22 protein-coding genes and 1 tRNA gene are annotated in these 19,905 nt (G+C 66.7%); 9 read left to right on the forward strand and 14 right to left on the reverse strand.

Annotation, left to right across the window (positions count from 1 at the left end):
- Positions 1-123 precede the first annotated feature (123 nt).
- The 4 genes from AC2A1N_RS04675 (at position 124) to AC2A1N_RS04690 (ending at position 3,974) form a co-directional block, all read left to right on the forward strand.
- The gene (locus AC2A1N_RS04675; protein ID WP_061480342.1) at positions 124-507 is read left to right on the forward strand and encodes a CopL family metal-binding regulatory protein; all 384 of its coding nucleotides are present in this window, start codon (positions 124-126) and stop codon (positions 505-507) included.
- A gap of 75 nt (positions 508-582) precedes the next feature.
- On the forward strand, positions 583-2,394 hold the full coding sequence (locus AC2A1N_RS04680; RefSeq protein WP_242894171.1) for a copper resistance system multicopper oxidase: 1,812 nt from the start codon (positions 583-585) through the stop codon (positions 2,392-2,394).
- Positions 2,391-3,380, forward strand: a complete 990-nt coding sequence (locus AC2A1N_RS04685) for a copper resistance protein B (RefSeq protein WP_242894173.1) — start codon at positions 2,391-2,393, stop codon at positions 3,378-3,380. The genes AC2A1N_RS04680 and AC2A1N_RS04685 overlap by 4 nt, the downstream gene beginning before the upstream one ends.
- Positions 3,381-3,461: 81 nt before the next feature.
- Positions 3,462-3,974 (forward strand): GNAT family N-acetyltransferase, encoded by a 513-nt coding sequence (locus AC2A1N_RS04690; protein WP_242894176.1) that lies wholly within the window; start codon positions 3,462-3,464, stop codon positions 3,972-3,974.
- Positions 3,975-4,063: 89 nt separating this feature from the next.
- Here AC2A1N_RS04690 and AC2A1N_RS04695 read toward each other — a convergent pair whose 3' ends face one another.
- Positions 4,064-4,375: a TFIIB-type zinc ribbon-containing protein gene (locus AC2A1N_RS04695; protein ID WP_484371660.1), complete on the reverse strand. Its 312-nt coding sequence runs from the start codon at positions 4,373-4,375 to the stop codon at positions 4,064-4,066.
- 149 nt (positions 4,376-4,524) lie between these two features.
- On the opposite strand from AC2A1N_RS04695, the gene AC2A1N_RS04700 reads away from it, so the two are divergent.
- Both AC2A1N_RS04700 and AC2A1N_RS04705 read left to right on the forward strand, forming a co-directional pair.
- Positions 4,525-5,292 (forward strand): CPBP family glutamic-type intramembrane protease, encoded by a 768-nt coding sequence (locus tag AC2A1N_RS04700; protein WP_242894182.1) that lies wholly within the window; start codon positions 4,525-4,527, stop codon positions 5,290-5,292.
- 93 nt (positions 5,293-5,385) lie between these two features.
- A complete protein-coding gene (locus AC2A1N_RS04705) occupies positions 5,386-5,811 on the forward strand; it encodes a response regulator (RefSeq protein ID WP_061480336.1) in 426 nt (141 codons plus the stop codon).
- A 37-nt stretch (positions 5,812-5,848) separates the two neighbouring features.
- Here the strand turns inward: AC2A1N_RS04705 and AC2A1N_RS04710 are convergent, their stop codons facing one another.
- A complete protein-coding gene (locus AC2A1N_RS04710; protein WP_242894186.1) occupies positions 5,849-6,787 on the reverse strand; it encodes an alpha/beta hydrolase in 939 nt (312 codons plus the stop codon).
- Between the two features lie 82 nt (positions 6,788-6,869).
- A complete protein-coding gene (locus AC2A1N_RS04715; protein WP_242894191.1) occupies positions 6,870-7,718 on the reverse strand; it encodes an alpha/beta hydrolase in 849 nt (282 codons plus the stop codon).
- Between the two features lie 469 nt (positions 7,719-8,187).
- Between AC2A1N_RS04715 and AC2A1N_RS04720 the strand changes: the two genes are divergently transcribed.
- Together AC2A1N_RS04720 and AC2A1N_RS04725 are read left to right on the forward strand one after the other, a co-directional pair.
- On the forward strand, positions 8,188-9,267 hold the full coding sequence (locus tag AC2A1N_RS04720; protein WP_061480334.1) for an acyltransferase family protein: 1,080 nt from the start codon (positions 8,188-8,190) through the stop codon (positions 9,265-9,267).
- 383 nt (positions 9,268-9,650) lie between these two features.
- Positions 9,651-9,875, forward strand: a complete 225-nt coding sequence (locus AC2A1N_RS04725; RefSeq protein WP_242894194.1) for a hypothetical protein — start codon at positions 9,651-9,653, stop codon at positions 9,873-9,875.
- A 75-nt stretch (positions 9,876-9,950) separates the two neighbouring features.
- On the opposite strand, the gene AC2A1N_RS04730 is transcribed toward AC2A1N_RS04725, so the two are convergent.
- Positions 9,951-10,026: transfer RNA gene (locus AC2A1N_RS04730), tRNA-Lys, on the reverse strand.
- 178 nt (positions 10,027-10,204) lie between these two features.
- Between AC2A1N_RS04730 and AC2A1N_RS04735 the strand changes: the two genes are divergently transcribed.
- The gene (locus AC2A1N_RS04735; protein ID WP_061480333.1) at positions 10,205-11,161 is read left to right on the forward strand and encodes a DUF2268 domain-containing putative Zn-dependent protease; all 957 of its coding nucleotides are present in this window, start codon (positions 10,205-10,207) and stop codon (positions 11,159-11,161) included.
- A 97-nt stretch (positions 11,162-11,258) separates the two neighbouring features.
- Here the strand turns inward: AC2A1N_RS04735 and queC are convergent, their stop codons facing one another.
- The 10 genes from queC to ruvB all read right to left on the reverse strand — a co-directional run bounded on the left by queC (position 11,259) and on the right by ruvB (position 19,637).
- Positions 11,259-11,924, reverse strand: a complete 666-nt coding sequence (gene queC / locus AC2A1N_RS04740) for a 7-cyano-7-deazaguanine synthase QueC (RefSeq protein ID WP_061480332.1) — start codon at positions 11,922-11,924, stop codon at positions 11,259-11,261.
- Between the two features lie 77 nt (positions 11,925-12,001).
- A complete protein-coding gene (gene queE / locus AC2A1N_RS04745; RefSeq protein ID WP_484371664.1) occupies positions 12,002-12,703 on the reverse strand; it encodes a 7-carboxy-7-deazaguanine synthase QueE in 702 nt (233 codons plus the stop codon).
- A gap of 176 nt (positions 12,704-12,879) precedes the next feature.
- Entirely contained in the window at positions 12,880-13,698 is an 819-nt protein-coding gene (gene ybgF / locus AC2A1N_RS04750; RefSeq protein WP_019660125.1) for a tol-pal system protein YbgF, read from the reverse strand.
- Positions 13,699-13,701: 3 nt separating this feature from the next.
- Positions 13,702-14,220, reverse strand: a complete 519-nt coding sequence (gene pal / locus AC2A1N_RS04755) for a peptidoglycan-associated lipoprotein Pal (protein WP_005418510.1) — start codon at positions 14,218-14,220, stop codon at positions 13,702-13,704.
- A 64-nt stretch (positions 14,221-14,284) separates the two neighbouring features.
- Positions 14,285-15,604 carry a Tol-Pal system beta propeller repeat protein TolB gene (gene tolB / locus AC2A1N_RS04760; RefSeq protein WP_005418511.1) on the reverse strand — a complete coding sequence of 440 codons (1,320 nt, stop codon included), beginning with the start codon at positions 15,602-15,604 and terminating at the stop codon, positions 14,285-14,287.
- 283 nt (positions 15,605-15,887) lie between these two features.
- The gene (tolA, locus tag AC2A1N_RS04765; protein WP_242894196.1) at positions 15,888-16,943 is read right to left on the reverse strand and encodes a cell envelope integrity protein TolA; all 1,056 of its coding nucleotides are present in this window, start codon (positions 16,941-16,943) and stop codon (positions 15,888-15,890) included.
- Positions 16,933-17,361: a protein TolR gene (tolR, locus tag AC2A1N_RS04770; protein ID WP_005410751.1), complete on the reverse strand. Its 429-nt coding sequence runs from the start codon at positions 17,359-17,361 to the stop codon at positions 16,933-16,935. Before tolR ends, tolA begins: the two co-directional genes overlap by 11 nt.
- A gap of 24 nt (positions 17,362-17,385) precedes the next feature.
- Positions 17,386-18,165 carry a protein TolQ gene (gene tolQ / locus AC2A1N_RS04775; RefSeq protein WP_005410752.1) on the reverse strand — a complete coding sequence of 260 codons (780 nt, stop codon included), beginning with the start codon at positions 18,163-18,165 and terminating at the stop codon, positions 17,386-17,388.
- A 10-nt stretch (positions 18,166-18,175) separates the two neighbouring features.
- Entirely contained in the window at positions 18,176-18,607 is a 432-nt protein-coding gene (ybgC, locus tag AC2A1N_RS04780; protein WP_061480413.1) for a tol-pal system-associated acyl-CoA thioesterase, read from the reverse strand.
- Positions 18,597-19,637, reverse strand: a complete 1,041-nt coding sequence (gene ruvB, locus AC2A1N_RS04785; RefSeq protein WP_005418515.1) for a Holliday junction branch migration DNA helicase RuvB — start codon at positions 19,635-19,637, stop codon at positions 18,597-18,599. Before ruvB ends, ybgC begins: the two co-directional genes overlap by 11 nt.
- Between the last annotated feature and the right edge of the window lie 268 nt (positions 19,638-19,905).

The raw sequence follows: 19,905 nt of genomic DNA on the forward strand, positions 1-19,905 counted from the left end.
TCGGCTACCGTTCCCGCAGAAGCAGCCGAGCGTGGGCTCGGCTCTACATTGGTGCAGGTCCAACCTTGAACCGGCCATTCAGCCGGAAGTGCATCCACAGCCGCTTGCGGCTAGATTAGCGCCATGTCCCTCGCCTCGACCCTGCTCCGTGTCGTGCTCATGCTCAGCCTGTTGCTCAACGGGCTGAACGCGGCCATGGCCCGTGGTCACGAAGAAACGGGGCGGATGGCCCACGCCGCAGCCGCTGCTGTTGATGGCGGCACTGCCGACTGCCACCACCACGCCGGCATGCAGGCCGACCCGGCCCCGCAGGCCAAGGCCCCGGCCCACGACGCCCACTGCCAGATCAAGGACTGCGTGCGCAGCTGCGCCCAGCACCCGCTGCTGGTGGTGCAGCCGTTGCCGTTCATGGCCGGACCGGCACTGTCGCTGGCCCCGCAGCCGATGCCGGCCACCGGCCGGCCGGCGCCGCCGCTGCCGCCGATCTCACGCCCTCCCATCGGCTGATTCCACACGCACCGTGCGCCCTGCGCACCGCAGCCGGCCGCCTGCCGGCGTCTTTACGTGTCTGGAGTCACCACCATGAATACCCGCATCCCCCGCGGTCCGGGCGCTGTGCCCATGCCGTCGCGCCGCCTGTTCGTACAGGGCCTGGCCGCCGGTGGCGTGGTTGCCGGCATCGCCGCTGTCGGCGTGCCGCAGCGCGCGCTCGCCGCCGCCACTGCCGCCCCACGCCTGGCCGGCGCCCCCGCCGTGCTCAGCGACACCCGCATCGAACTGGCCATCGGCGAATCGCTGGCCAACTTCACTGGCCGCACCCGTCCTGCGATCACCGTCAACGGCTCGCTGCCCGCACCGATCCTGCGCTGGCGTGAAGGCCAGACCGTGGATCTGTTCGTGCGCAACACCCTGGACCGCCACCCGACCTCGATCCACTGGCACGGCATCCTGCTGCCGGCCAACATGGACGGCGTGCCCGGCCTGAGCTTCAACGGCATAGGCCCCGGTGAGACCTACCACTACCACTTCGAGCTGAAGCAGTCGGGCACCTACTGGTACCACAGCCACTCGATGTTCCAGGAACAGGCCGGCCTGTACGGCGCGCTGATCATCGATCCCGCCGAGCCGGCGCCGTACCGGCACGACCGCGAGCACGTGATCATGCTGTCCGACTGGACCGACATGGACCCAGGCGCCCTGTTCCGCCGCATGAAGAAGCTGGCGGCGTACGACAACTACTACATGCGCACGCTGCCGGATTTCCTGCGTGACGTGAAGCGCGATGGCTGGTCGGCAGCGCTGTCCGACCGTGGCATGTGGGGCCGGATGCGGATGACGCCCACCGACCTGTCCGACGTCAATGCCAATACCTACACCTACCTGATGAACGGCACCGCCCCGGCCGGCAACTGGACCGGCCTGTTCCGCAGTGGCGAAAAGGTGCTGCTGCGCTTCATCAACGGTGGGTCGATGACCTACTTCGACGTGCGCATCCCCGGTCTGAAGATGACCGTGGTCGCTGCCGACGGCCAGTACATCCACCCGGTGAGCATCGATGAGTTCCGCATCGCGCCGGCCGAAACCTACGACGTGCTGGTGGAACCGACCGGGCAGGACGCGTTCACCATCTTCTGCCAGGACATGGGCCGCACCGGCTACGCCGCCGGCACGCTGGCGGTGCGCCACGGCCTGCAGGCACCGATTCCCGCGCGCGACCCACGCCCGTTGCTGACGATGAGCGACATGGGGCACGACATGGGTAGTGGTGGCCATGGTGGCCACGACATGGCCGCGATGAAGGGCATGGAAGGCGGCTGCGGCGCCAGCATGGGCCACGGTGCGCACGGCGGTAGCGATGCCGCCAGCAAGGCACCGAAGCACCCGGCCAGCGAACGCAACAACCCGCTGGTGGACATGCAGAGCTCGGCCACCGAACCGAAGCTGGACGATCCCGGCATCGGCCTGCGCGACAACGGTCGCCAGGTACTCACCTACGGCGCGATGCGCAGCCTGTTCGAGGACCCCGATGGCCGCGAGCCGAGCCGCGAGATCGAGCTGCACCTGACCGGCCATATGGAGAAGTTCTCCTGGTCATTCGATGGCATCCCGTTCGCCAGCGCCGAACCACTGCGGCTGAACTACGGCGAGCGCATGCGCATCGTGCTGGTCAACGACACCATGATGCAGCACCCGATCCACCTGCACGGCGTGTGGAGTGATCTGGAGAACGCGCAGGGCGAATTCCAGCTGCGCAAGCACACCATCGACATGCCACCCGGCACCCGCCGCAGTTACCGCGTGCGTGCCGATGCGCTCGGTCGCTGGGCCTACCACTGCCATCTGCTGTACCACATGGAAGCGGGCATGATGCGCGAAGTGAGGATCGAAGAATGAGCCGCTCACTGCTTTCCCCCAGCCTGCTGGCCCTGGGCCTGGCCGCGGCATGGCCGGTGTTCGCGCAGTCGCATGCCGGGCATGACATGGCCGCGATGGATCCGACCGCGAAAACCGCGAAGTCTGCCAAGGCGCCGGTCGAACAGGTCGATCATTCGAAGATGGACATGGGCGCGGCGGATCACGCCGGCATGGACCACTCCACGATGGACCACTCGAAGAGGGATCATTCACAGATGGACCACGAGGCGATGGGTCACGGCACGCCTGCACCGATCGAACCGCGCGAGCCGATCCCGGTTCCCACCGATGCCGACCGCGCTGCCGCATTCCCACCGATCGCGCACGGTGCGATGGAGCATGCACCGCAGATCAACAGCCTGCTGCTGATCGATCGCCTCGAACACTGGGACGGCAAGAACAGCACCGGCCAGGCCTGGGAGGCCACCGGCTGGATCGGTGGCAACATCAACCGCCTGTGGTTGCGCACCGATGGCGAACGCAGCCGCGGCCGCACGGAGTCGTCGTCACTGGAAGCACTGTATGGTCGCAGCGTATCGCCGTGGTGGGACGTACTGGTCGGCGTGCGCCAGGACTTCCGGCCGGCCGACTCGCGCACCTGGGCGGCCATCGGCATCCAGGGCCTGGCGCCGTACAAGTTCGAGAGCTCGGCCACGCTGTACATGGGTTCTGGCGGCCAGCTGCTGGCCAAGGCCGAGGTCGAGTACGACGTACTGCTGACCAACCGCCTGATCCTGCAGCCGCTGCTGGAAGCCACCATCGCAGCCAAGGATGAACCGGAGTACGGCATTGGTCGCGGACTGAACAAGGTCGAAGCCGGGCTGCGCCTGCGTTATGAGTTCAGCCGTCGCTTCGCGCCGTACATCGGCATCAGCCACGAGCGCACGTTTGGCGACACCGCCGATTATGCCGGGGACCACGCGCGCGACACGCGCTGGGTGGCCGGCCTGCGCATGTGGTTCTGAGCAGCAGATCGTGAGCAATGGCCAGCCCCGGCAGCCGCCGGGGCCGGCTACACTGCGCCACGTTCCAATGCAGGCACCGCCATGTCGTTGCAGATCCGCCGCGCCACCCTCGCCGACGTCGACACGCTTTCGGCAATCGCCATCGCCACCTACAACGAAACCTGGGGCGACTCGTATCCGGCCCAGGAGCTGCAGGATTTCCTGCAGGCGCACTACAGCAGCGAACCGCAGCGCGCCGAACTGTCCGACCCGCGCAGCGCGATCTGGCTGCTGATGGACGGCGACGCCCTGGTCGGCTATCTGGCCGCCGGTGCCAACACCCTGCCGCATGCCGAGGCCCGCGAGGGCGACATCGAACTGAAGCGTTTCTACATCCTGGCCGCCTACCAGAACGGCGGCCATGGCGCGCGGCTGATGGACGCGTTCATGGCCTGGCTGGACCAGCCGCAGCGCCGCACCCTGTGGGTGGGCGTATGGGAAGAAAACTTCGGCGCGCAGCGCTTCTACGCGCGCTATGGCTGCAGCAAAGTGGGCGAGTACGACTTCATCGTCGGCGATACCCACGACCGCGAGTTCATCCTGCGCCGGCCGTGATCATGCGGCCCCTGTAGAGTCGAGCCATGCTCGACTATTGGCGGCAACAGCCAGTCGAGCATGGCTCAACGCTACAAAGAGCGAAGCGCCTAGAAATCGAACAGCTCCGACAGGAAGCTCTCCTTCTTCTTTTTCTTGTAGCCGTGGCCACGGTTGTCCTCGTAGCGCTGGCCGAGGTGGCGGGTATCACGGTGCATCACTGGTGGCGGCGCGGACGGCGGCTGAGCCTGCACGGCTGGCGGCGGTACGGCCGCACCGGCACCGGCACCGGCACGTTCGATGATCTTGTCCAGCTCGCCACGATCCAGCCAGACACCACGGCAGCCAGGGCAATAGTCGATTTCGATGCCATGGCGTTCGGCCATCTGCAGGGTCTGGGTCTTGCACACGGGGCACAGCATCGGCATTGCTCCTCTCGGTCTGGTTTCGACTCTACCTGCCCTGTGATGACTGTGCGGCAACACATGACCGATGGCACAGGGACTTCCGGCGCGTGCCAGCGTGCCCGGTCCCTTCCACACTGCATGCTGGTTCCGCAGGGAGTGCGTGCATGACCGTCCTGTCCCGCCTGCCCAGCGCCGCGCGCCTGCTGCTGGTGCTGCTCGGCGTCGGCGTTGGCCTGAATCTGCGCGACATCGCAGCCGCCGCAGGCACGCCGATTCCCGCCTTGCCCATTGCTTACGGCGGCAGCCTGCTCGACAACGCGCTGGCCGTGCTCGTGGCACTCCTGCTGGCCGCGCTGCTGCGGCCACGCGAGATGGGCCTGATGACCAGCCTGGGGCTGCGCGGCAACGGCTGGAGCGGCCCGATGTGGGTACTGCTGGCCAGCCTGCCCTGCTGGCTGGGCCTGGCGCTGCTCGGTACACCGAACAAGGCACTGACCGTACTGGATGCCATCATGCTGGCGGTGCTGTTCCCACTGGCCGAGGAAGTGCTGTTCCGCGGCCTCGGCTTCGTGCTGCTGGTGAAGCTCATGCGCGGGCCATGGCCCCTGCTCGCGCTGCCGCAGGCGCTGCTGTTCGGCTGGGTGCACTGGCTGGGTTTCGGCGGGTTCGACGGTGGCGGACTCGCGCTGTTCGTCGGGGCGGTGATCGCCCTGGGCGGCTTCATCTTCGCCTGGCTCGACCACCTCGACGGTGACACCTTGTGGTGCGGCCTGGTCCTGCACGTGTCGATGAACCTGGCCTGGAACGTGTTCAGCCTTGATGACGCCGTTGCACTGGGCTGGCAGGCCACCAGCCTGCGTATCGGCACCGCGCTGCTGGCGCTGGCGGTGCTGGCCTGGCAGGTGCGCCGCCGGCAGCAGCATCGGCTGTAACGCCCACTTAGCCTGCCGTGCACGCCGGGATCACCCCCGGCTTGCGCATACTTGCGCGCCTTTTGCTCCCCTGTTGTCCGGAGTTGCCGCGTCATGTTGCTGTCCAAGCGCTTTGTGGAACCGCGCGTCCTGCTGATCGAGGACGCCGAGGAAACCCAGGAACTCAGCCGCCTCGCCCTGGAAAGCCAGGCCTGCCAGGTCACCGCTGTCAGCAGTGCCGAGGCCGCGCTGGGCCTGCTCAACGCCGGCGAGCCGTTCGACCTGCTGTTCACCGACGTCTGCCTGGGCGGCATCAGCGGCATCGAAACCGCCAACCGCGTGCGCGAGCACCTGCCGCAGCTGCCGATCCTGGTCACCTCCGGCATGGACCAGCATCATGTGCTGCCGCAGCTGCGCGCCGGCATCCACTTCCTGCCCAAGCCGTACAGCATGAGCGAGCTGCTCGATGCCATCCGCCTGTGCTTCCGCCATGCAGCGGATGCCACGTTGATGCCGCCGCCGCAGGCCAGCGCGGCCTGAGGCAATCATTCACGCATGGCGTGGATTGAACCTGCAATCAACCGCTGCTGTACGGTCCGGTACCTGGGAACACCTTCAGCAACGCGCGGGTGATCATGTCCGGATACACGGTGAAGTGATCCTCGTCATCGATCACCATGTTGTCCACCGTCAACGAGCGCCCGCTGGCGCGCAGCTGCTCGGCGAATTCGGCGTTGTGGCGCAGCATGTCGTTGCGGGTGAAATAGCGCGGCTCCGGCTTCACCGTTTCGAAGCTGCCGATCGACAGCACCACCGTGGTCGGCTGCGTGGGCGCCTTGGCCTCGGCCTGCATGCGCGGCACCCGATGGTTGTCGAACCACAGCGACGGGCTTGACAGGATGTAGCTGTGAAACATGTCCGGGCGCGTGGTCAGCACGTAGGCACCGAACAAGCCACCATAGGAATGACCGGCATAGGCGCGCCGCGCCGGATCGGTGCGGTAGCGCGCATCGATCATCGGCAGCACATGCTCAGCGAGGAAATCGCGGTAGTGCGCCGCGCCGCCGTAGCTGACGTCGTCGCTGTAGTCACGCGGATCGGTGCGCGCCGGATCGCTGGGCGTGTAATCGCGCGAGCGGCTCTGCTTGGACGTCAGGCCTTCCTGCGGCGGCAGCCCGACCAGGATGAAATCCTCCAGGTTGACACCCTTCTGGCCCACCAGGTTGCGCACGCTGCGCACCAGCGGGAAGCTGTACAGCGCGTCGGTCACGTACAGCACCGGATAGTGCTTTTCCGGATGTGCGGCGTAGTCGGCCGGCAACGCCACCCAGACCGGATAATCGCGGCCGATCGGATCGTGCACGCGCAGCGCTTCGGTATCCGGCAGCACCACGCCCGACACTGCGGCGGCCGGGCTCTCCTTCGCTTCACTCTGCGCTGCCGGCGGCGCCACCGACATCGCACAGCCACTCACGGCCAGGCAGGCCGCCACACTCCATCCACGCATACGCTGCATCCACAGGCTCCCATTGCGGGCGGCGCACCGGATGGCGCCGCTGCCGCATCCTTGCATGGTGCGCAACCCGCTGCCAGTGCGGTCAGGGCGAGGCCGGCGGCGCCGGGAACAGTGTGCGCAGCGCCTGCAGTGCGGCTGGATGATAGATCGTAGCGTGGGTTTCTTCCGGCAACGGCAGGTACTTCACCAGCGGCGACGGCGAAGCCTGCTGCAGCAACTCGGCCAGTCGTGCAGTGGATGCGGCCAGCTCCGGCTGCCCACTGCTGGCCAGGAACACGTGCGGCTGCGCACGCGTCACCGCAGGCAACTGCTTGGCCACTCCGGCCAGCATCGCGCCGCGGTTCCACCACAGGCTGGGATCCAGCGCGATGTAGCTGTTGAACAGCATCGGCTCCTGCAGCAGTGTTTCCACCACGAACAGGCCGGCCAGCGACTCGCCGATCAGTGCGCGCTCGTCGGTGGTCGGGTAGCGCTGGCGTACCTGCGGCATCAGTTCATCGCGCAGAAACGTGCGGTAGGCCGCGGAACCCCCAATGCGCGGCGCGATCTTCTGGTCCTGCGGATCGCTGCTGGGGCCGGTCATGTCGCGACGGCGCTCGGTGTTCTCGATGCCGACCAGCAGGAACGGGCGCATGCTGCCATTGCCGCTAAGCACCTGCACCAGTCCTGCCACGTGCAGGAAGTCCTCGCCGATGCCGCCGTCGGGCATGTAGAGCACCGGCAGCGGCGTTTTCGGGTCCAGGCCCCAGGGCTGCGGGCGGTAGACATTGATGCGGCGGGTTTCACCCAGCGCCTTCGATTCGATGGTGAAGGTTTCGCCGATCACCAGCGGGGTTGCGGCCGCTGATTGTGCGGACGGCGCCGGTTCGGCGGCCATCAACGGCGCGACGGAGACGGCGGACAACAACAGCGACAGCATGATCAAGCGCATGACGGGCCCCTTTCTCGGAAAGACGCTGAGCATAGCGTCAAGGCCAGGGTGGCGACTCCGCATGTCTGCACGTGTACAACGGCGCTGCGCGATGCTTGACGCGCCTCGAAGAATGGCTGGCATCCGGGTGCTACCCTGCATCGTTTCCTGCAGGGGTTCGGATATGGGAGGTTTCAGCATCTGGCACTGGATCATCCTTCTGGCCGTGGTTCTCATCCCGGTCGGCATCGCTGCTGTCATCGCAGCGATTGTTCTCAAGCGAAGGTAGTACCTTCTCAGCTGCGGCATCCATTGTTTGCAGGGGGCTGCGCTGCGCCGCAAGCCATCAGCGCGTGGCCCGAACCTCCGGTTCTGCGGGACGGCCAGGCGTCGCGCGCAGCCGTGCAAGCCAACCCGATGCACTGGCCGGTCCGGTGCCGCCCCAGGACTGGACCGGGTAAGTACAATGCGCGGCAGCAATGGAGAAAAGATGAGCCAGCACGCCAGTCCACACCGCTTTCTGTCGCTGCAAGTTCTACGCGGCGTCGCAGCACTGGCCGTGGTCGTGTTCCATCTTCGGGGCGTCGAGATCAAATATCTGCCTGGCGAGGGGATCCTTGACGGGGTCGGGCGCTACGCGGACGCCGGCGTGGATCTGTTCTTTGTGTTGTCCGGCTTCGTCATGACCACCCTTACCGCCGGTCGTGAGGGAGGGATTGCCGCCGCCGGCACCTTTCTGATCCGGCGTGCGTGGCGAGTGCTGCCGCCGTACTGGATATTCACTACGGTGGTGGTGGTGTTGATGGCCCTGGTCCCGACGATGGTGAACTCTTCTTACCACGACCAGAGCATACTGGCCTCCTATCTGTTGATCCCGCATCAGCAACTGCCAGTGTTGACGGTAGGGTGGACTCTTGTGCACGAGGCCTACTTCTATCTGATGTTCGCCGTGGCGATCGCCTTCGTCCCGGCTCGAGCCCTGACCACGTTCCTGCTCGGGTGGGCCGCTCTGATCGGCGTCGCCCATCTGTTTGCACCGGCGGCCACTTCGCCAGCCCATGTGCTGGTCATCAATCCGCTCACCTTCGAATTCATTGCGGGTGCGCTGCTGGGCCTGCACTGGCGCTACCTTCCGCGCAGCCTTGGTTGGCCCTTGGCACTTGGCGGGGGAGCACTCGCGGTGGCCGCAGCCAGTCTTCTGTCCACCGAAGGCCCGTCGATCATGCCGGTGTGGACCCGGGTCATGCTGTTTGGCACGGCCAGCGCGCTCCTTGTCGCCGGGGCAGTGCTGATCGAAGCGCGTGCACGGCGAGCGCCACCGAACAGCCTGATCCTGTTGGGCGATACGTCCTATGCTCTGTACCTGTCCCATATCTTCGTGATCTCGGTCGCCGGCCGCCTATGGTCGATGCTGCTGCCCACAGGTGCCTGGTGGAATCACGGCCTCTTCGTCGCTGCGACCCTGCTGGCGTGCTGCGTGGTCGGCTATCTGGTGCATCGCGTGGTCGAGCGGCCGTTGCTGCTGTTGCCGCAACGGATGGCACAGCGCGGGCTCAGCAGGCCTGCATAGATCCAGGCCTTGCCGGGGGCGCCCGTGAAAGTGTCGTCTTTGAATCGTCACTGACGGCACGCACAGCGAATGGCATACAAAGCCAGCACGACACGTGCGCGCGTTCTCCATTGATGGCGGACGCGGAACTCGCCTCATGCCCCTCCGTTCGGGCCGGGTCATCCGCATTCCGCGCTTTGCGCCTTGTCTGACCCCAGCCGCCGGACGCCGGACGCCGGACGCCGGACGCCGAAGCAGGAACACTGCTCCATGATCCGGGCCATGCTCGGCCTGGTCCCTTCTCGGACCCATCCAGACTTGCAAGGAGGTTCACATGCTGGACCGCGCTGGCCGCCGGCTCGCCAACCTACGCCGATTGCCTGCTTGGCAACATCCAACCCGGGTTGTCCGACCGTGCGGTACAACTGATACAGCAGGCATGTGCTGCGAAGAATCCGGAGAGCCTTGCCGCAGCGATGGAACTGGAACGCAGGTTCAGTGAACAGCGGCAGGCCGAGTTCGCGGCGGCCCAGGCGCAGGCGGCACGTTCTGCAGATGCGGCCGCAACCGCTGCAAAGCAAGTCTCCGACGCGGCGGCCGCCAAAACGACGGCGGTAGGGACGCAGTAACGGCGGCGAACAGGTGCAACAGAAAAAGCGCCGCCAAGCGGTGCCTTTTTGAATGACTTGAGTCATTGACCGCAATGGTGGGCCGTGAAGGATTCGAACCTTCGACCAAAAGATTAAAAGTCTTCTGCTCTACCGACTGAGCTAACGGCCCATTGCACTGCCCCAGCCTTTCGGCGGGGTGGGCATTCTACCCTACTTTGCCGGGCCGGGTGAAACCCTGGTGCGTCGAGGTTGCCAGCCAGCGGCCGGCACTACCCGATCTGGACCGCCGGCTTAAACCTTCCGGGCCGTCGTCGCATCCCATCTGTGATCCTTCCCCGGAGCCACGGATGCGCCTGCCCCTCTGCCTCATTGCCGCCCTGCTGCTGCCCTGCGCGGCACTGGCCGCCCCGCCCCAGGTCGTCACCGACGACATCGGCCGCTTCTGGGCCACCTATGACGCGGTGCGCGCCGAGCCCGACGTTGACCGCCAGGTCGCACTCGTGCAGGAGCGCTACATCGATCCAGGCAGCCCCGGCCTGCATGCGCTGATGCAGGTCCGCAACTACACCGCCCGCGAATACGCCGAGGCCATGCGTGCGTGGCCGCGCTTCTGGACGTCGGTTCGGCCGTTGACCGCCAACGCGCAGCAGGCCAGCGCCACCCTGGAACGGGATCTTTCCAAATTCCGGGCGCTCTACCCGGCCTTGCGCCCGGCCACCATCACCTACGCAGTCGGTGTGCTGCGCACCGGCGGTACCACGCTGGACGACAAGGTGCTGATCGGCGCGGAGATGGCGCTCGGCGATGAGCGCGTGGACGTGAGCGAGCTGCCCGAGCCGATGCGCAGCCGCCTGCGGATCTTCTACGACAGCCGCCCCGGTGCGAACAACGCGCAGAACAACCTGCACGAATACGTGCATACCCAGCAGCGCGAGACCACCGGCAGCCTGGCCCAGTACGCGATACGCGAAGGCGTGGCCGAATACGTGGCAGAGCGCATCAGCGGGCGCCGCCCGGCGTTGCCGCTGTACACCTATGGGCCCGCGCACGAAGCGGAAATCCGCGCGCGCTTCCGTGCGGAGATGCACGGGGACAACCTGGACAACTGGCTGTACAACAGCGCGCGCAATCCGTTCGGGGTGAGTGACCTGGGCTACTACGCCGGCTACCGCATTGCGCAGGAGTACATGCGCCAGCAGGCCGATGAGAGAGCCGGCATCGCGCGGATGATCGAGCTGGACTATGCCGATCCGAATGCGGTGCGGGCGTTTATTGAAGCGTCGGGGTGGTTGCAGCAGCGGTAGCGCCGGGACAGAGAGTGCGAACCAACGGTTCGCACCCACCAGGGAGACATTCGCACCCACGGGGATGCCGGCCAGCGGCCGGCACTACCGGAAGCGGTCAGGCGTACCGCGTCGGGTCCGGCACGCCGGCCTCGGCGAAGCCCTGCGCGCGCAGGCGGCAGGCGTCGCAGTGGCCGCAGGCGGCGCCGTTGGCGTCGGCGTTGTAGCAGGACACGGTCAGGCCGAAGTCCACGCCCAGGCGCACGCCTTCGCTGACGATCTGGCCCTTGCTGAGGAACTGCAGCGGGGCATGCACCTTGATGCCGGCGCCTTCCACGCCCGACTTTGTGGCCAGGTTGGCCAGCGCCTGGAACGCGGCCACGAACTCGGGGCGGCAGTCCGGGTAGCCGGAGTAGTCGACGGCGTTGACGCCGCAGAAGATGTCATTGGCACCGAGCACTTCGGCCCAGCCCAGCGCCAGCGACAGCATGATGGTATTGCGCGCCGGCACGTAGGTGACCGGAATGCCGGCTCCGCCCGCCTCCGGTACGTCGATGTCGTCGGTCAGCGCCGAGCCACCGATGCTGCGCAGGTCCACGTCCACGGTCTTGTGCGCGACCACGCCCTGGGCCTTGGCCACGCGGGCGGCGGCATCCAGTTCGGAGGTGTGGCGCTGGCCGTAGCGCACGCTCAAGGCATGCACGGCAAAGCCCTGTTCCTGGGCCATGGCGATGACGGCGGCTGAATCCATGCCGCCGGAGAGAAGCACGACTGCCTTCTTCATGGGAAATCTTCCGGTTGGGAGGGGAAAGCCAGCACGCTGTCCCGCGCCGGAGCTACATCAGGGAACGCTGCGCCGGCTCATCGGCCCGGCTCGTTGTTCCACAGGATTTTATGCAACTGCATCTGGAAGCGCACCGGCAGCCGGTCTTCGACGATCCAGTCGGCCAACTGCCGCGCGCTGATCTCGCCCTTGCTCGGCGAGAAGAACACGGTGCAACGCTCCACCAGGCCGTGCTCGGCGACCATGGCCTTGGCCCAGTCGTAGTCCTCGCGGTTGCAGATGACGAACTTGATCTGGTCGCGGACGGTCAGCAGCGGCAGGTTTTCCAGGCGATTGCGGGCGGCTTCGGCCGAGCCCGGCGTCTTGATGTCGACCACGCGCGACACGCGCGGGTCCACTGTGCTGACATCCAACGCGCCGGAGGTTTCCAGCGAGACATCCATGCCCGCATCGCACAGCTTCTGCAGCAGCACCAGGCAGCGCTTCTGCGCCAGCGGCTCGCCGCCGGTCACGCAGACGTGGCGGACGCCCTGGGCCAGCACCTCGGCCACGATGTCGTCGATGTCCCACCAGGTGCCGCCGTGGAAGGCATAGGCGGTGTCGCAGTACTGGCAGCGCAGCGGGCAGCCGGTCAGGCGCACGAACACGGTCGGCCAGCCGGCGGTATCGGCCTCGCCCTGCAGCGAGGTGAAGATCTCGGTGATCTTCAGGCGCGGCAGCGGCGACTGCACGATGTCGCTGGGGGTGGCGACGGCGTTTGACGGGGTAACGGCGGTCATGGCGGGTACTTCTTGGTGGGACACGTGGCGGGTGGGCTACCGTGGCCGGTAACGAAAACAGCCGAGCATGGCTCGGCTCTACAACAGCAACCGGACGGGTTTGCTGGTCCGGAAACGAAAGCAGCCGAGCGTGGGCTCGGCTCTACAGGGCACCTATTGTACGCCCGCTCAGCGGATCAGCGGATCTGCTTGCCCAGGCGGATGGACTGCAGACGGTCCTGCGCGGTGCGCGCGGCGTCCGAGCCGGGGTACTGCGCCACGACGGTCTCCAGCGTCTGCTGGGCCTGGTCGACCTTTCCCTCGCCGTACTGCGAGAGGCCGATCTTGAGCAGGCCGCCCGCGGCCTTGTCGTGGGTCGGATAGCGCGAGAGCAGCTCTCGGAACTGGGTCTCGGCCATCGGGAAATTGCGGGTGGCGTAGTAGCTCTCGCCCAGCCAGTACAGCGCATTCGGCGCGTAGACGCCGTTCGGGTACAACTCCAGGAAGCTCAGGAACAGCTGCGCCGAATCGTCGTACCTGCCGGCCTTCAACGCATCGAAGGCAACGTTGTAGGAGGTGCGCTCGTCGCCGGTGGCGGCAAGGCTGCCAGCATCACCATGGACGGAAGGCGGCCGCTCGGAAGTGGCCGCCGCTGCGGGTTTTGCCGGGGCCGGTGCGGCCTTCGGCGCGCTCGCCGGAACGGGCGGCAGGGCCGGGGCGGCGTTGCCCCCTTCCAACCGGTTCAGGCGGCTGTCCAGATCCAGGTACTGATCCTGGGCGGACTGCTTGAGCTGGGCGTTGTCATGCTGCAACTGCTCGATCGAGGCCTGCAGGCTGGTGACCTGCTGCCGCAGCTGATTGATCTGGTTCAACAGGTCCTGGTTGGCACTGTTGTTGTACATCTGCTGCTCGAGCGCGCCGACACGGTCAGCCAGGCTCTGTCGCTGTGCGTGCGCCGGTGCGGCAGCCACAAGGGCTGCCGCAACGACCAGCATCAGTTTGATGCCAATGCGCATGGATTACTGCGCGGTGTAGACGATTTCGACGCGACGGTTCTGCGACCAGCACGACTCGTTCGACTCGGTGCAGACCGGACGCTCTTCACCGTAGGACACGACGGTCAGCTGCGAAGCCGAACCACCGTTGGCCTGCAGGGCCGAGCTGACGCCGTTGCCACGACGCTCACCCAGGGCCTGGTTGTACGCGCGCGAACCGCGCTCGTCGGTGTGGCCCTGCAGGGTGATGCGCGAGGACGGACGGTCACGCAGGTACTTGGCGTGGCACGCCATGATGGCCTGGAATTCCGGCTTCACGTCTTCCTTGTCCAGGTCGAAGTAGACCACGCGCTGGCGCAGGCAAGCGTCGGTGTCCAGGTCGCCCGGGCCGTACAGGCCGGAGGTCGACGGACCGGTCGGGGTGGTGGTCGAGGTGCCGGTGTCGACCGGGGCTGCCGGCTCTTCCTTCACCTTCTTCGAGCAACCGGCCAGGACGGCCACAGACAGCAGGGAAACAAGCAGAACGCGGGTGGACTTGTTCATGGCGATACCTTTGTGGCTCCTAAGCCGATGAGGGGTTCAAGACAACGAAAATATTAACACTCTTTTAGCGCTGGGTACGGTATGGGGACCATGCCGGTTCGCGCACATCACCGTCAGCCAGGACCAGGCGCTGGCGAACCCGCGCATCGGCCGAAACGGCATACAACACACCACGGCCACCTTCGCGGGCGGCGTACAGCACCATGCTTGCGTTGGGCGCAAAGCTCGGCGATTCATCCAGCGAACCCGGGGACAGCGTGCTCCAGCGCGGCGAGCCCAGCGAGCTGTCCATCATCGCGATCTTGTAGCTGTTGCCCGAGCCCTGGGCGACGGCGATCTTCTTGCCATCGTAGGACACCGACGGCTTGGCATTGTAGTTGCCCTGGAAGGTCACGCGCTCGGCGCTGCCGCCACCGGCACCGACCTTGTAGACCTGCGGACGGCCGCCGCGATCGGAGGTGAAGTACACCGCGCTGCCGTCCGGTGCCCAGGTCGGCTCGGTATCGATGGCGAAGTGGTTGGTCAGCTGGGTCAGCTGCTTGCTGCCCAGGTCCATCACGTAGATTTCCGGGTTACCGGAGCGCGACAGGGTCAGGGCCAGCTTGCGGCCGTCCGGCGAGAACGCCGGGGCGCTGTTGATGCCGCGGAAGCTGGTGACCAGCTCGCGTGCACCGGTGCCGATGTTCTGGATGTAGATGGCCGAATTGCCACGCTCGAAGCTGACGTAGGCCAGCTTGCTGCCATCCGGACTCCACGACGGCGACAGCAGCGGCTCGGCCGAGCGCACGATGGTCTGCGGGTTGAAGCCATCGGAATCGGCCACCATCAGCGCGTAGCGCATGGCGTCGCCCTTGCCACTGGCGGTCACGTAGGCGATGCGGGTCCAGAAGGCGCCGCGCACACCGGTGATCTTTTCGTAGATGGCGTCGGCCATCTGGTGGGCAACGTCGCGCATGGCGTTGCCACGGGCGGTCATCGCCAGGCCCAGCAGGCGCTCGCCCTTGGGCACGTCGAACAGTTCGTACTCGACGCGGTAGGCACCGGCACCGGCATCAAGCACGCGGCCGACCACGATGTAGTTCTGCTTCAGCGCGCGCCAGGTCGCGAACTGGATATCCCCTCCCCGCACGGGCTTCTCGACGATCTGCGCTTCCGGCAGCGTGCGGAACTGGCCCGAACGCTCCAGATCGGCACGGACCACGCCGGCGACGTCGGTCTGCGGAGCGGCCGACGAACCCTGATAGGGCATCGGCACGATGGTGATCGGCAGCGCGGAGGCATTGCCGCCGATGATGTCGATATCCAGCCCCTTCTGCTGCGCGACGGCAGCAAAGGGCAGCAACAGGGCCGCAAACACGGCAAGCCAGCGAGGCATCTTTTTCATGGAGCGCTCAATAAGGGGAAACCGGAACGAGGGATAACAAAGCGGGAGTGAACCGCTTCGCAATCATGAACCAAGGGTACGTGAATTCCGGGTCAGTTCCAGCCCGTCTTCTCACGCACCGTTAACGTCGTGGCTAACATCGCACCGTCTGCCCTGGTCACGCCGCCCCGGAGGACGGCGTTCGACAGCAGCCCACAGCCTGCCCGGTCGAAACCGAGCACACCAGAGGCAAGCGCGACAACCGTGGGCAGGAGTGGCCCGAGGCCCCCCTGCCCTGCCCGCCTCAGCGATCCTGGGCGGTAAAGGTGAAGTTGAGCGTGCGTGCGAACACCGACTCGAAGCCACGGTACGGCAGGGGCTGCGCGTTGAGCACGGCGGCCTCGATCGAACGCTTGCCGGCCTCGTCGTAGGGGCAGTTCGGGCTGACCTTGGCCTGCATCACCGTGCCACCCGGAATCTGGGTGATGGTGATCTGGCAGCGCTGGCCCAGCGGCACCGTATCCGGGCGCACCCACTGCGACAGGACCTTGGCCTGGATCGCCGCGGCGTACTTGGCCGAAAGATCATCGCTGTTGCCACCGCCACCGGCGGCCGGCTGGGACGCACCGCTAGCACCGGCGGCGGCACTGCCCGCGGCATTGCGCGCGGCGGCGACCTGGCGCAGCTTCTGCTCGGCCAGCTTGGCTTCCTTTTCGGCCTGCTCGCGGCGGGCACGGATCTCGGCGATCTTCTTCTGCTTCTCGGCCTCGGCCTTGTCCGCGGCCTGGCGCGCCTGATCGGCCAGCTTCTTCTTCGCGTCTTCTTCCTGCTGCTTGGCCAGGCGCAGCTTCTGCTCGGCCTCTTCCTGGCGCTTGCGTTCGGTCAGGTCGATCTGCTCCTGGCGGCGCTTGGCTTCCTGCTCCTGCCTGGCCTTCTCCTGCGAGATGGCCAGCGCGCTCACTGCTTCCTGGTCCTTGGTATCCGGCTGCGCGACACGTTCCTGCGCCTGTTGCTGCTGTGGCGTGGGGGCGTCCTGTGGGCGCGGCTCGGGAATCGGCTGTGGCGGCGGAATGGTGTCTTCCGGCACCGGAACCGGCTCGGCCACCGGCGGCGGCAGGTCCTCCAGCTTTTCGGACTGGCGCAGGGCCTGGCGGGCGGCGGACGCCTCGGACGCGGACAGCGCCAGGCTGGCCTCCACCGACGGATCACCGGCGGCGGCGTCGGTGTTGCGCTCGGGCGACCAGAACCAGGCCACGATGAAGACCAGCGCGACCAGCAGGTGCACCAGCAACGCCAGCGCCAGGGGCAGGCCCCAGCCGGGTTCGCGCTGCTGCGGAGGTGGCAGGGCGTCAACGTGCATCGGTGGCCAGGCCTACCTTGTCTACCTTGGCGCGCTTGATCACATCCATCGCGGCGATGACCTTTTCATAGGCCACGGCACGGTCGGCGGCGACGATCACGCGCACGCCCTTGTCCTGGGCGGCGATGCCGGCCAGGCGGCCCTCCAGTTCCTCGGCCGACACGGCGGTCGGTTCCTTGGCGTCGGGCAGCTTCAGGCTGAGCTGGCCGTCCTGGCGCACCGAGACGATCACCGGGTCCTGCTTGCTTTCCAGCGCCTTGGCGTTGGATTGCGGCAGGTCGACGTCGAAGCTCAGGGTGAGCAGCGGCGCGGTGACCATGAAGATGATCAGCAGCACCAGCATGACGTCGATGTAGGGGACGACGTTGATTTCCGATTTCAGCTTGCGGCGCTTGCGGCGACCGATGGCAGCGGACATGGCTTGGACTCCCGGGTCAGGCGCTTACTCGTCGCCAGCGCTCTGGCGCTGCAGGATGGAGCTGAACTCTTCGGCGAAGGTCTCGAACCGCACCGACATGCGCTCCACGCGGGTGGTGAAGCGGTTGTAGGCCCACACCGCCGGGATCGCCACGAACAGGCCGATGGCGGTGGCGAACAGGGCTTCGGAGATGCCTGGCGCGACGGCGGCGATACCGGCCTGCGCACCGCTGCTGATCATGTCGTGCATGGTCACCATGATGCCGAACACGGTACCGACCAGGCCCACGTACGGGGCAGTCGAACCGATGTTGGCCAGCAGTTCCAGGTTACGCTCAAGCTGGTCCACTTCGCGGGTGTAGGTGGTGCGCATGGCACGCTGCGCGCCTTCCAGCTGCGCACGGCCATCCAGGCGGCGCTTGTCGCGCAGGCGGGTGTACTCGCGGAAACCAGCTTCGAAGATGGCTTCCAGGCCGGTCACGCTGCGGCTGCGGTCGGTGGCGGCGCTGTACAGCTTGCCCAGGTCGGCGCCGGACCAGAAGCGGTTCTCGAACTCGTCGGCTTCGCGGGTGGCCTGCTTGAACACGCGGGCCTTGCGGAAAATGATCACCCAGCTGACGAACGAGCCGACCAGCAGCAGCAGCACGATGATCTTCACCGGCAGGCTGGCCTTGGCCATCAGTTCGAGGTAGTTGATGCCGCCGCCGGTGGTGGCCTGGGCAAGGGTCTGTGTCGCGGCGTTGCTGACGTCGGCCGGCAGTGCCTCGGTGACCGTGGCCTGCAGGGCCAGGAGCGTTGCGATCATCCGTTGTTCCTCAGTGTTCGGATTCGGGGTGGAGGTGGGGTTGCAGCATGGCAAGGACGGCCTCGTCCATGCCACGCGGACGGAAACTGGCCGCTTCCAGTGCGGCGATGCGGACCCGGGCCGACAGCAGCAGCTCGCCGTCGCGCAGGATCTGCTGGTCGAAAACCATGCTGGCCTTCTTCAGCTGGACCAGGCGGGCGCTCACCTGCAGGGTGTCATCCAGCCGTGCCGGCCTGATGAAATCCATCTGCATCGAGCGCACCGCGAAGACCATCCCATGCTCGGCGCGCATGCGCTCCTGGCCGTAGCCGAGCGCACGCATCCATTCGGTCCGGGCCCGTTCCATGAAGGCCACGTAGCGGGCGTGGTAGACCACGCCGCCTGCGTCGGTATCTTCCCAGTAAATGCGTGTCGGCCAACTGAATAGTGGCTCAACCGACATCGGGAACCTCCGCGAACAGGTCCTGCGGCGGGTTCTTCGGCTTCAGGCCCATGTGCCGGTAGGCCTTGTGGGTGGCCATGCGGCCGCGCGCGGTGCGCACCAGGAAGCCCTGCTGGATCAGGTACGGCTCGACCACGTCTTCCAGCGTGCCGCGTTCCTCGGACAGCGCCGCGGCCAGCGACTCGATGCCGACCGGGCCGCCATCGAAGTAGTCGACCAGGGTCTTGAGCAGGCGCCGGTCGAGCTCGTCGAAGCCTTCCGGATCAACCTTGAGCATCTTCATCGCGGCCTGCGCCACGGCCTCGTCGATGTGGCCGCCCGCCTTCACCTGCGCGTAGTCGCGCACGCGGCGCAGCAGGCGGTTGGCGATACGCGGGGTGCCGCGCGCGCGCCGCGCGATCTCGCCGGCGCCGTCGGCGGTGCAGTCGATGCCGAGGATGGTGGCCGAACGGCGCACGATCCGGGTCAGCTCCTCGACGCTGTAGAACTCCAGCCGCTGGACGATGCCGAAGCGGTCGCGCAGCGGCGCGGTCAGCAGGCCGGCGCGGGTGGTGGCACCGATCAGGGTGAACGGCGGCAGGTCGATCTTGATCGAACGGGCCGCGGGGCCCTCACCGATCATGATGTCGATCTGGAAGTCTTCCATCGCCGGGTACAGCACTTCCTCGACCACCGGCGACAGGCGGTGGATCTCGTCCACGAACAGCACGTCGTGCGGCTGCAGGTTGGTCAGCAGTGCGGCGAGGTCGCCGGCCTTTTCGATCACCGGGCCGGAGGTCACCCGCAGGGCCACGCCCAGTTCGTTGGCGATGACGTGGCTGAGCGTGGTCTTGCCCAGGCCGGGCGGCCCGAAGATCAGCACGTGGTCGAGCGCGTCGCCGCGCCCCTTGGCCGCTTCAATATAGATCTCCATCTGCTCGCGCACCGGGGCCTGGCCGAGATAGTCGGCCAGGCGCTTGGGGCGGATGCTGGCGTCGGCGGCGTCATCCTCGCGGGTGGCGCCGGCGCCGATGATGCGGTCGTCGGTCATGTGCTGATTATGCGGCAAAAGCGGGGTGATTCGGCCGGGCTGCGCCCGGCACCCGCAGAGGCAACGGCAACATCCAGAGCAACAGCCGAAGCGGGCTTCCTGGGGGAATGGCGGGGTGGGTCCGGTTGCGGGGGACGCCGTAAATACGTCCATGTAGGCTCGGTCGCGCCATCCATGGCGCTCACGCCCCCGCAACCGGACCCACCCCGCCTTCGACAGTTTCCTGCGGTCTGTCGGAACGGCGTTCTGCTTTGGTGGGTGCCGACCG

This window comes from Stenotrophomonas maltophilia group sp. SKK55 (assembly GCF_057179845.1).

What these genes read in the sequence shown, in the direction of transcription:
- ybgF (WP_019660125.1), bottom strand. Translation starts at nt 13,698, where the DNA reads ATGCGCATTGGCATCAAACTGATGCTGGTCGTTGCGGCAGCCCTTGTG.
- tolQ (WP_005410752.1), bottom strand. Translation starts at nt 18,165, where the DNA reads ATGATCGCAACGCTCCTGGCCCTGCAGGCCACGGTCACCGAGGCACTG.
- pal (WP_005418510.1), bottom strand. Translation starts at nt 14,220, where the DNA reads ATGAACAAGTCCACCCGCGTTCTGCTTGTTTCCCTGCTGTCTGTGGCC.
- AC2A1N_RS04695 (WP_484371660.1), bottom strand. Translation starts at nt 4,375, where the DNA reads ATGCTGTGCCCCGTGTGCAAGACCCAGACCCTGCAGATGGCCGAACGC.
- tolR (WP_005410751.1), bottom strand. Translation starts at nt 17,361, where the DNA reads ATGTCCGCTGCCATCGGTCGCCGCAAGCGCCGCAAGCTGAAATCGGAA.
- AC2A1N_RS04680 (WP_242894171.1), top strand. Translation starts at nt 583, where the DNA reads ATGAATACCCGCATCCCCCGCGGTCCGGGCGCTGTGCCCATGCCGTCG.
- AC2A1N_RS04735 (WP_061480333.1), top strand. Translation starts at nt 10,205, where the DNA reads ATGCGCCTGCCCCTCTGCCTCATTGCCGCCCTGCTGCTGCCCTGCGCG.
- AC2A1N_RS04715 (WP_242894191.1), bottom strand. Translation starts at nt 7,718, where the DNA reads ATGCGCTTGATCATGCTGTCGCTGTTGTTGTCCGCCGTCTCCGTCGCG.
- AC2A1N_RS04690 (WP_242894176.1), top strand. Translation starts at nt 3,462, where the DNA reads ATGTCGTTGCAGATCCGCCGCGCCACCCTCGCCGACGTCGACACGCTT.
- queE (WP_484371664.1), bottom strand. Translation starts at nt 12,703, where the DNA reads ATGACCGCCGTTACCCCGTCAAACGCCGTCGCCACCCCCAGCGACATC.
- queC (WP_061480332.1), bottom strand. Translation starts at nt 11,924, where the DNA reads ATGAAGAAGGCAGTCGTGCTTCTCTCCGGCGGCATGGATTCAGCCGCC.
- AC2A1N_RS04720 (WP_061480334.1), top strand. Translation starts at nt 8,188, where the DNA reads ATGAGCCAGCACGCCAGTCCACACCGCTTTCTGTCGCTGCAAGTTCTA.
- AC2A1N_RS04705 (WP_061480336.1), top strand. Translation starts at nt 5,386, where the DNA reads ATGTTGCTGTCCAAGCGCTTTGTGGAACCGCGCGTCCTGCTGATCGAG.
- AC2A1N_RS04685 (WP_242894173.1), top strand. Translation starts at nt 2,391, where the DNA reads ATGAGCCGCTCACTGCTTTCCCCCAGCCTGCTGGCCCTGGGCCTGGCC.
- ruvB (WP_005418515.1), bottom strand. Translation starts at nt 19,637, where the DNA reads ATGACCGACGACCGCATCATCGGCGCCGGCGCCACCCGCGAGGATGAC.
- AC2A1N_RS04675 (WP_061480342.1), top strand. Translation starts at nt 124, where the DNA reads ATGTCCCTCGCCTCGACCCTGCTCCGTGTCGTGCTCATGCTCAGCCTG.
- ybgC (WP_061480413.1), bottom strand. Translation starts at nt 18,607, where the DNA reads ATGTCGGTTGAGCCACTATTCAGTTGGCCGACACGCATTTACTGGGAA.
- AC2A1N_RS04710 (WP_242894186.1), bottom strand. Translation starts at nt 6,787, where the DNA reads ATGCAGCGTATGCGTGGATGGAGTGTGGCGGCCTGCCTGGCCGTGAGT.
- tolB (WP_005418511.1), bottom strand. Translation starts at nt 15,604, where the DNA reads ATGAAAAAGATGCCTCGCTGGCTTGCCGTGTTTGCGGCCCTGTTGCTG.
- tolA (WP_242894196.1), bottom strand. Translation starts at nt 16,943, where the DNA reads ATGCACGTTGACGCCCTGCCACCTCCGCAGCAGCGCGAACCCGGCTGG.
- AC2A1N_RS04700 (WP_242894182.1), top strand. Translation starts at nt 4,525, where the DNA reads ATGACCGTCCTGTCCCGCCTGCCCAGCGCCGCGCGCCTGCTGCTGGTG.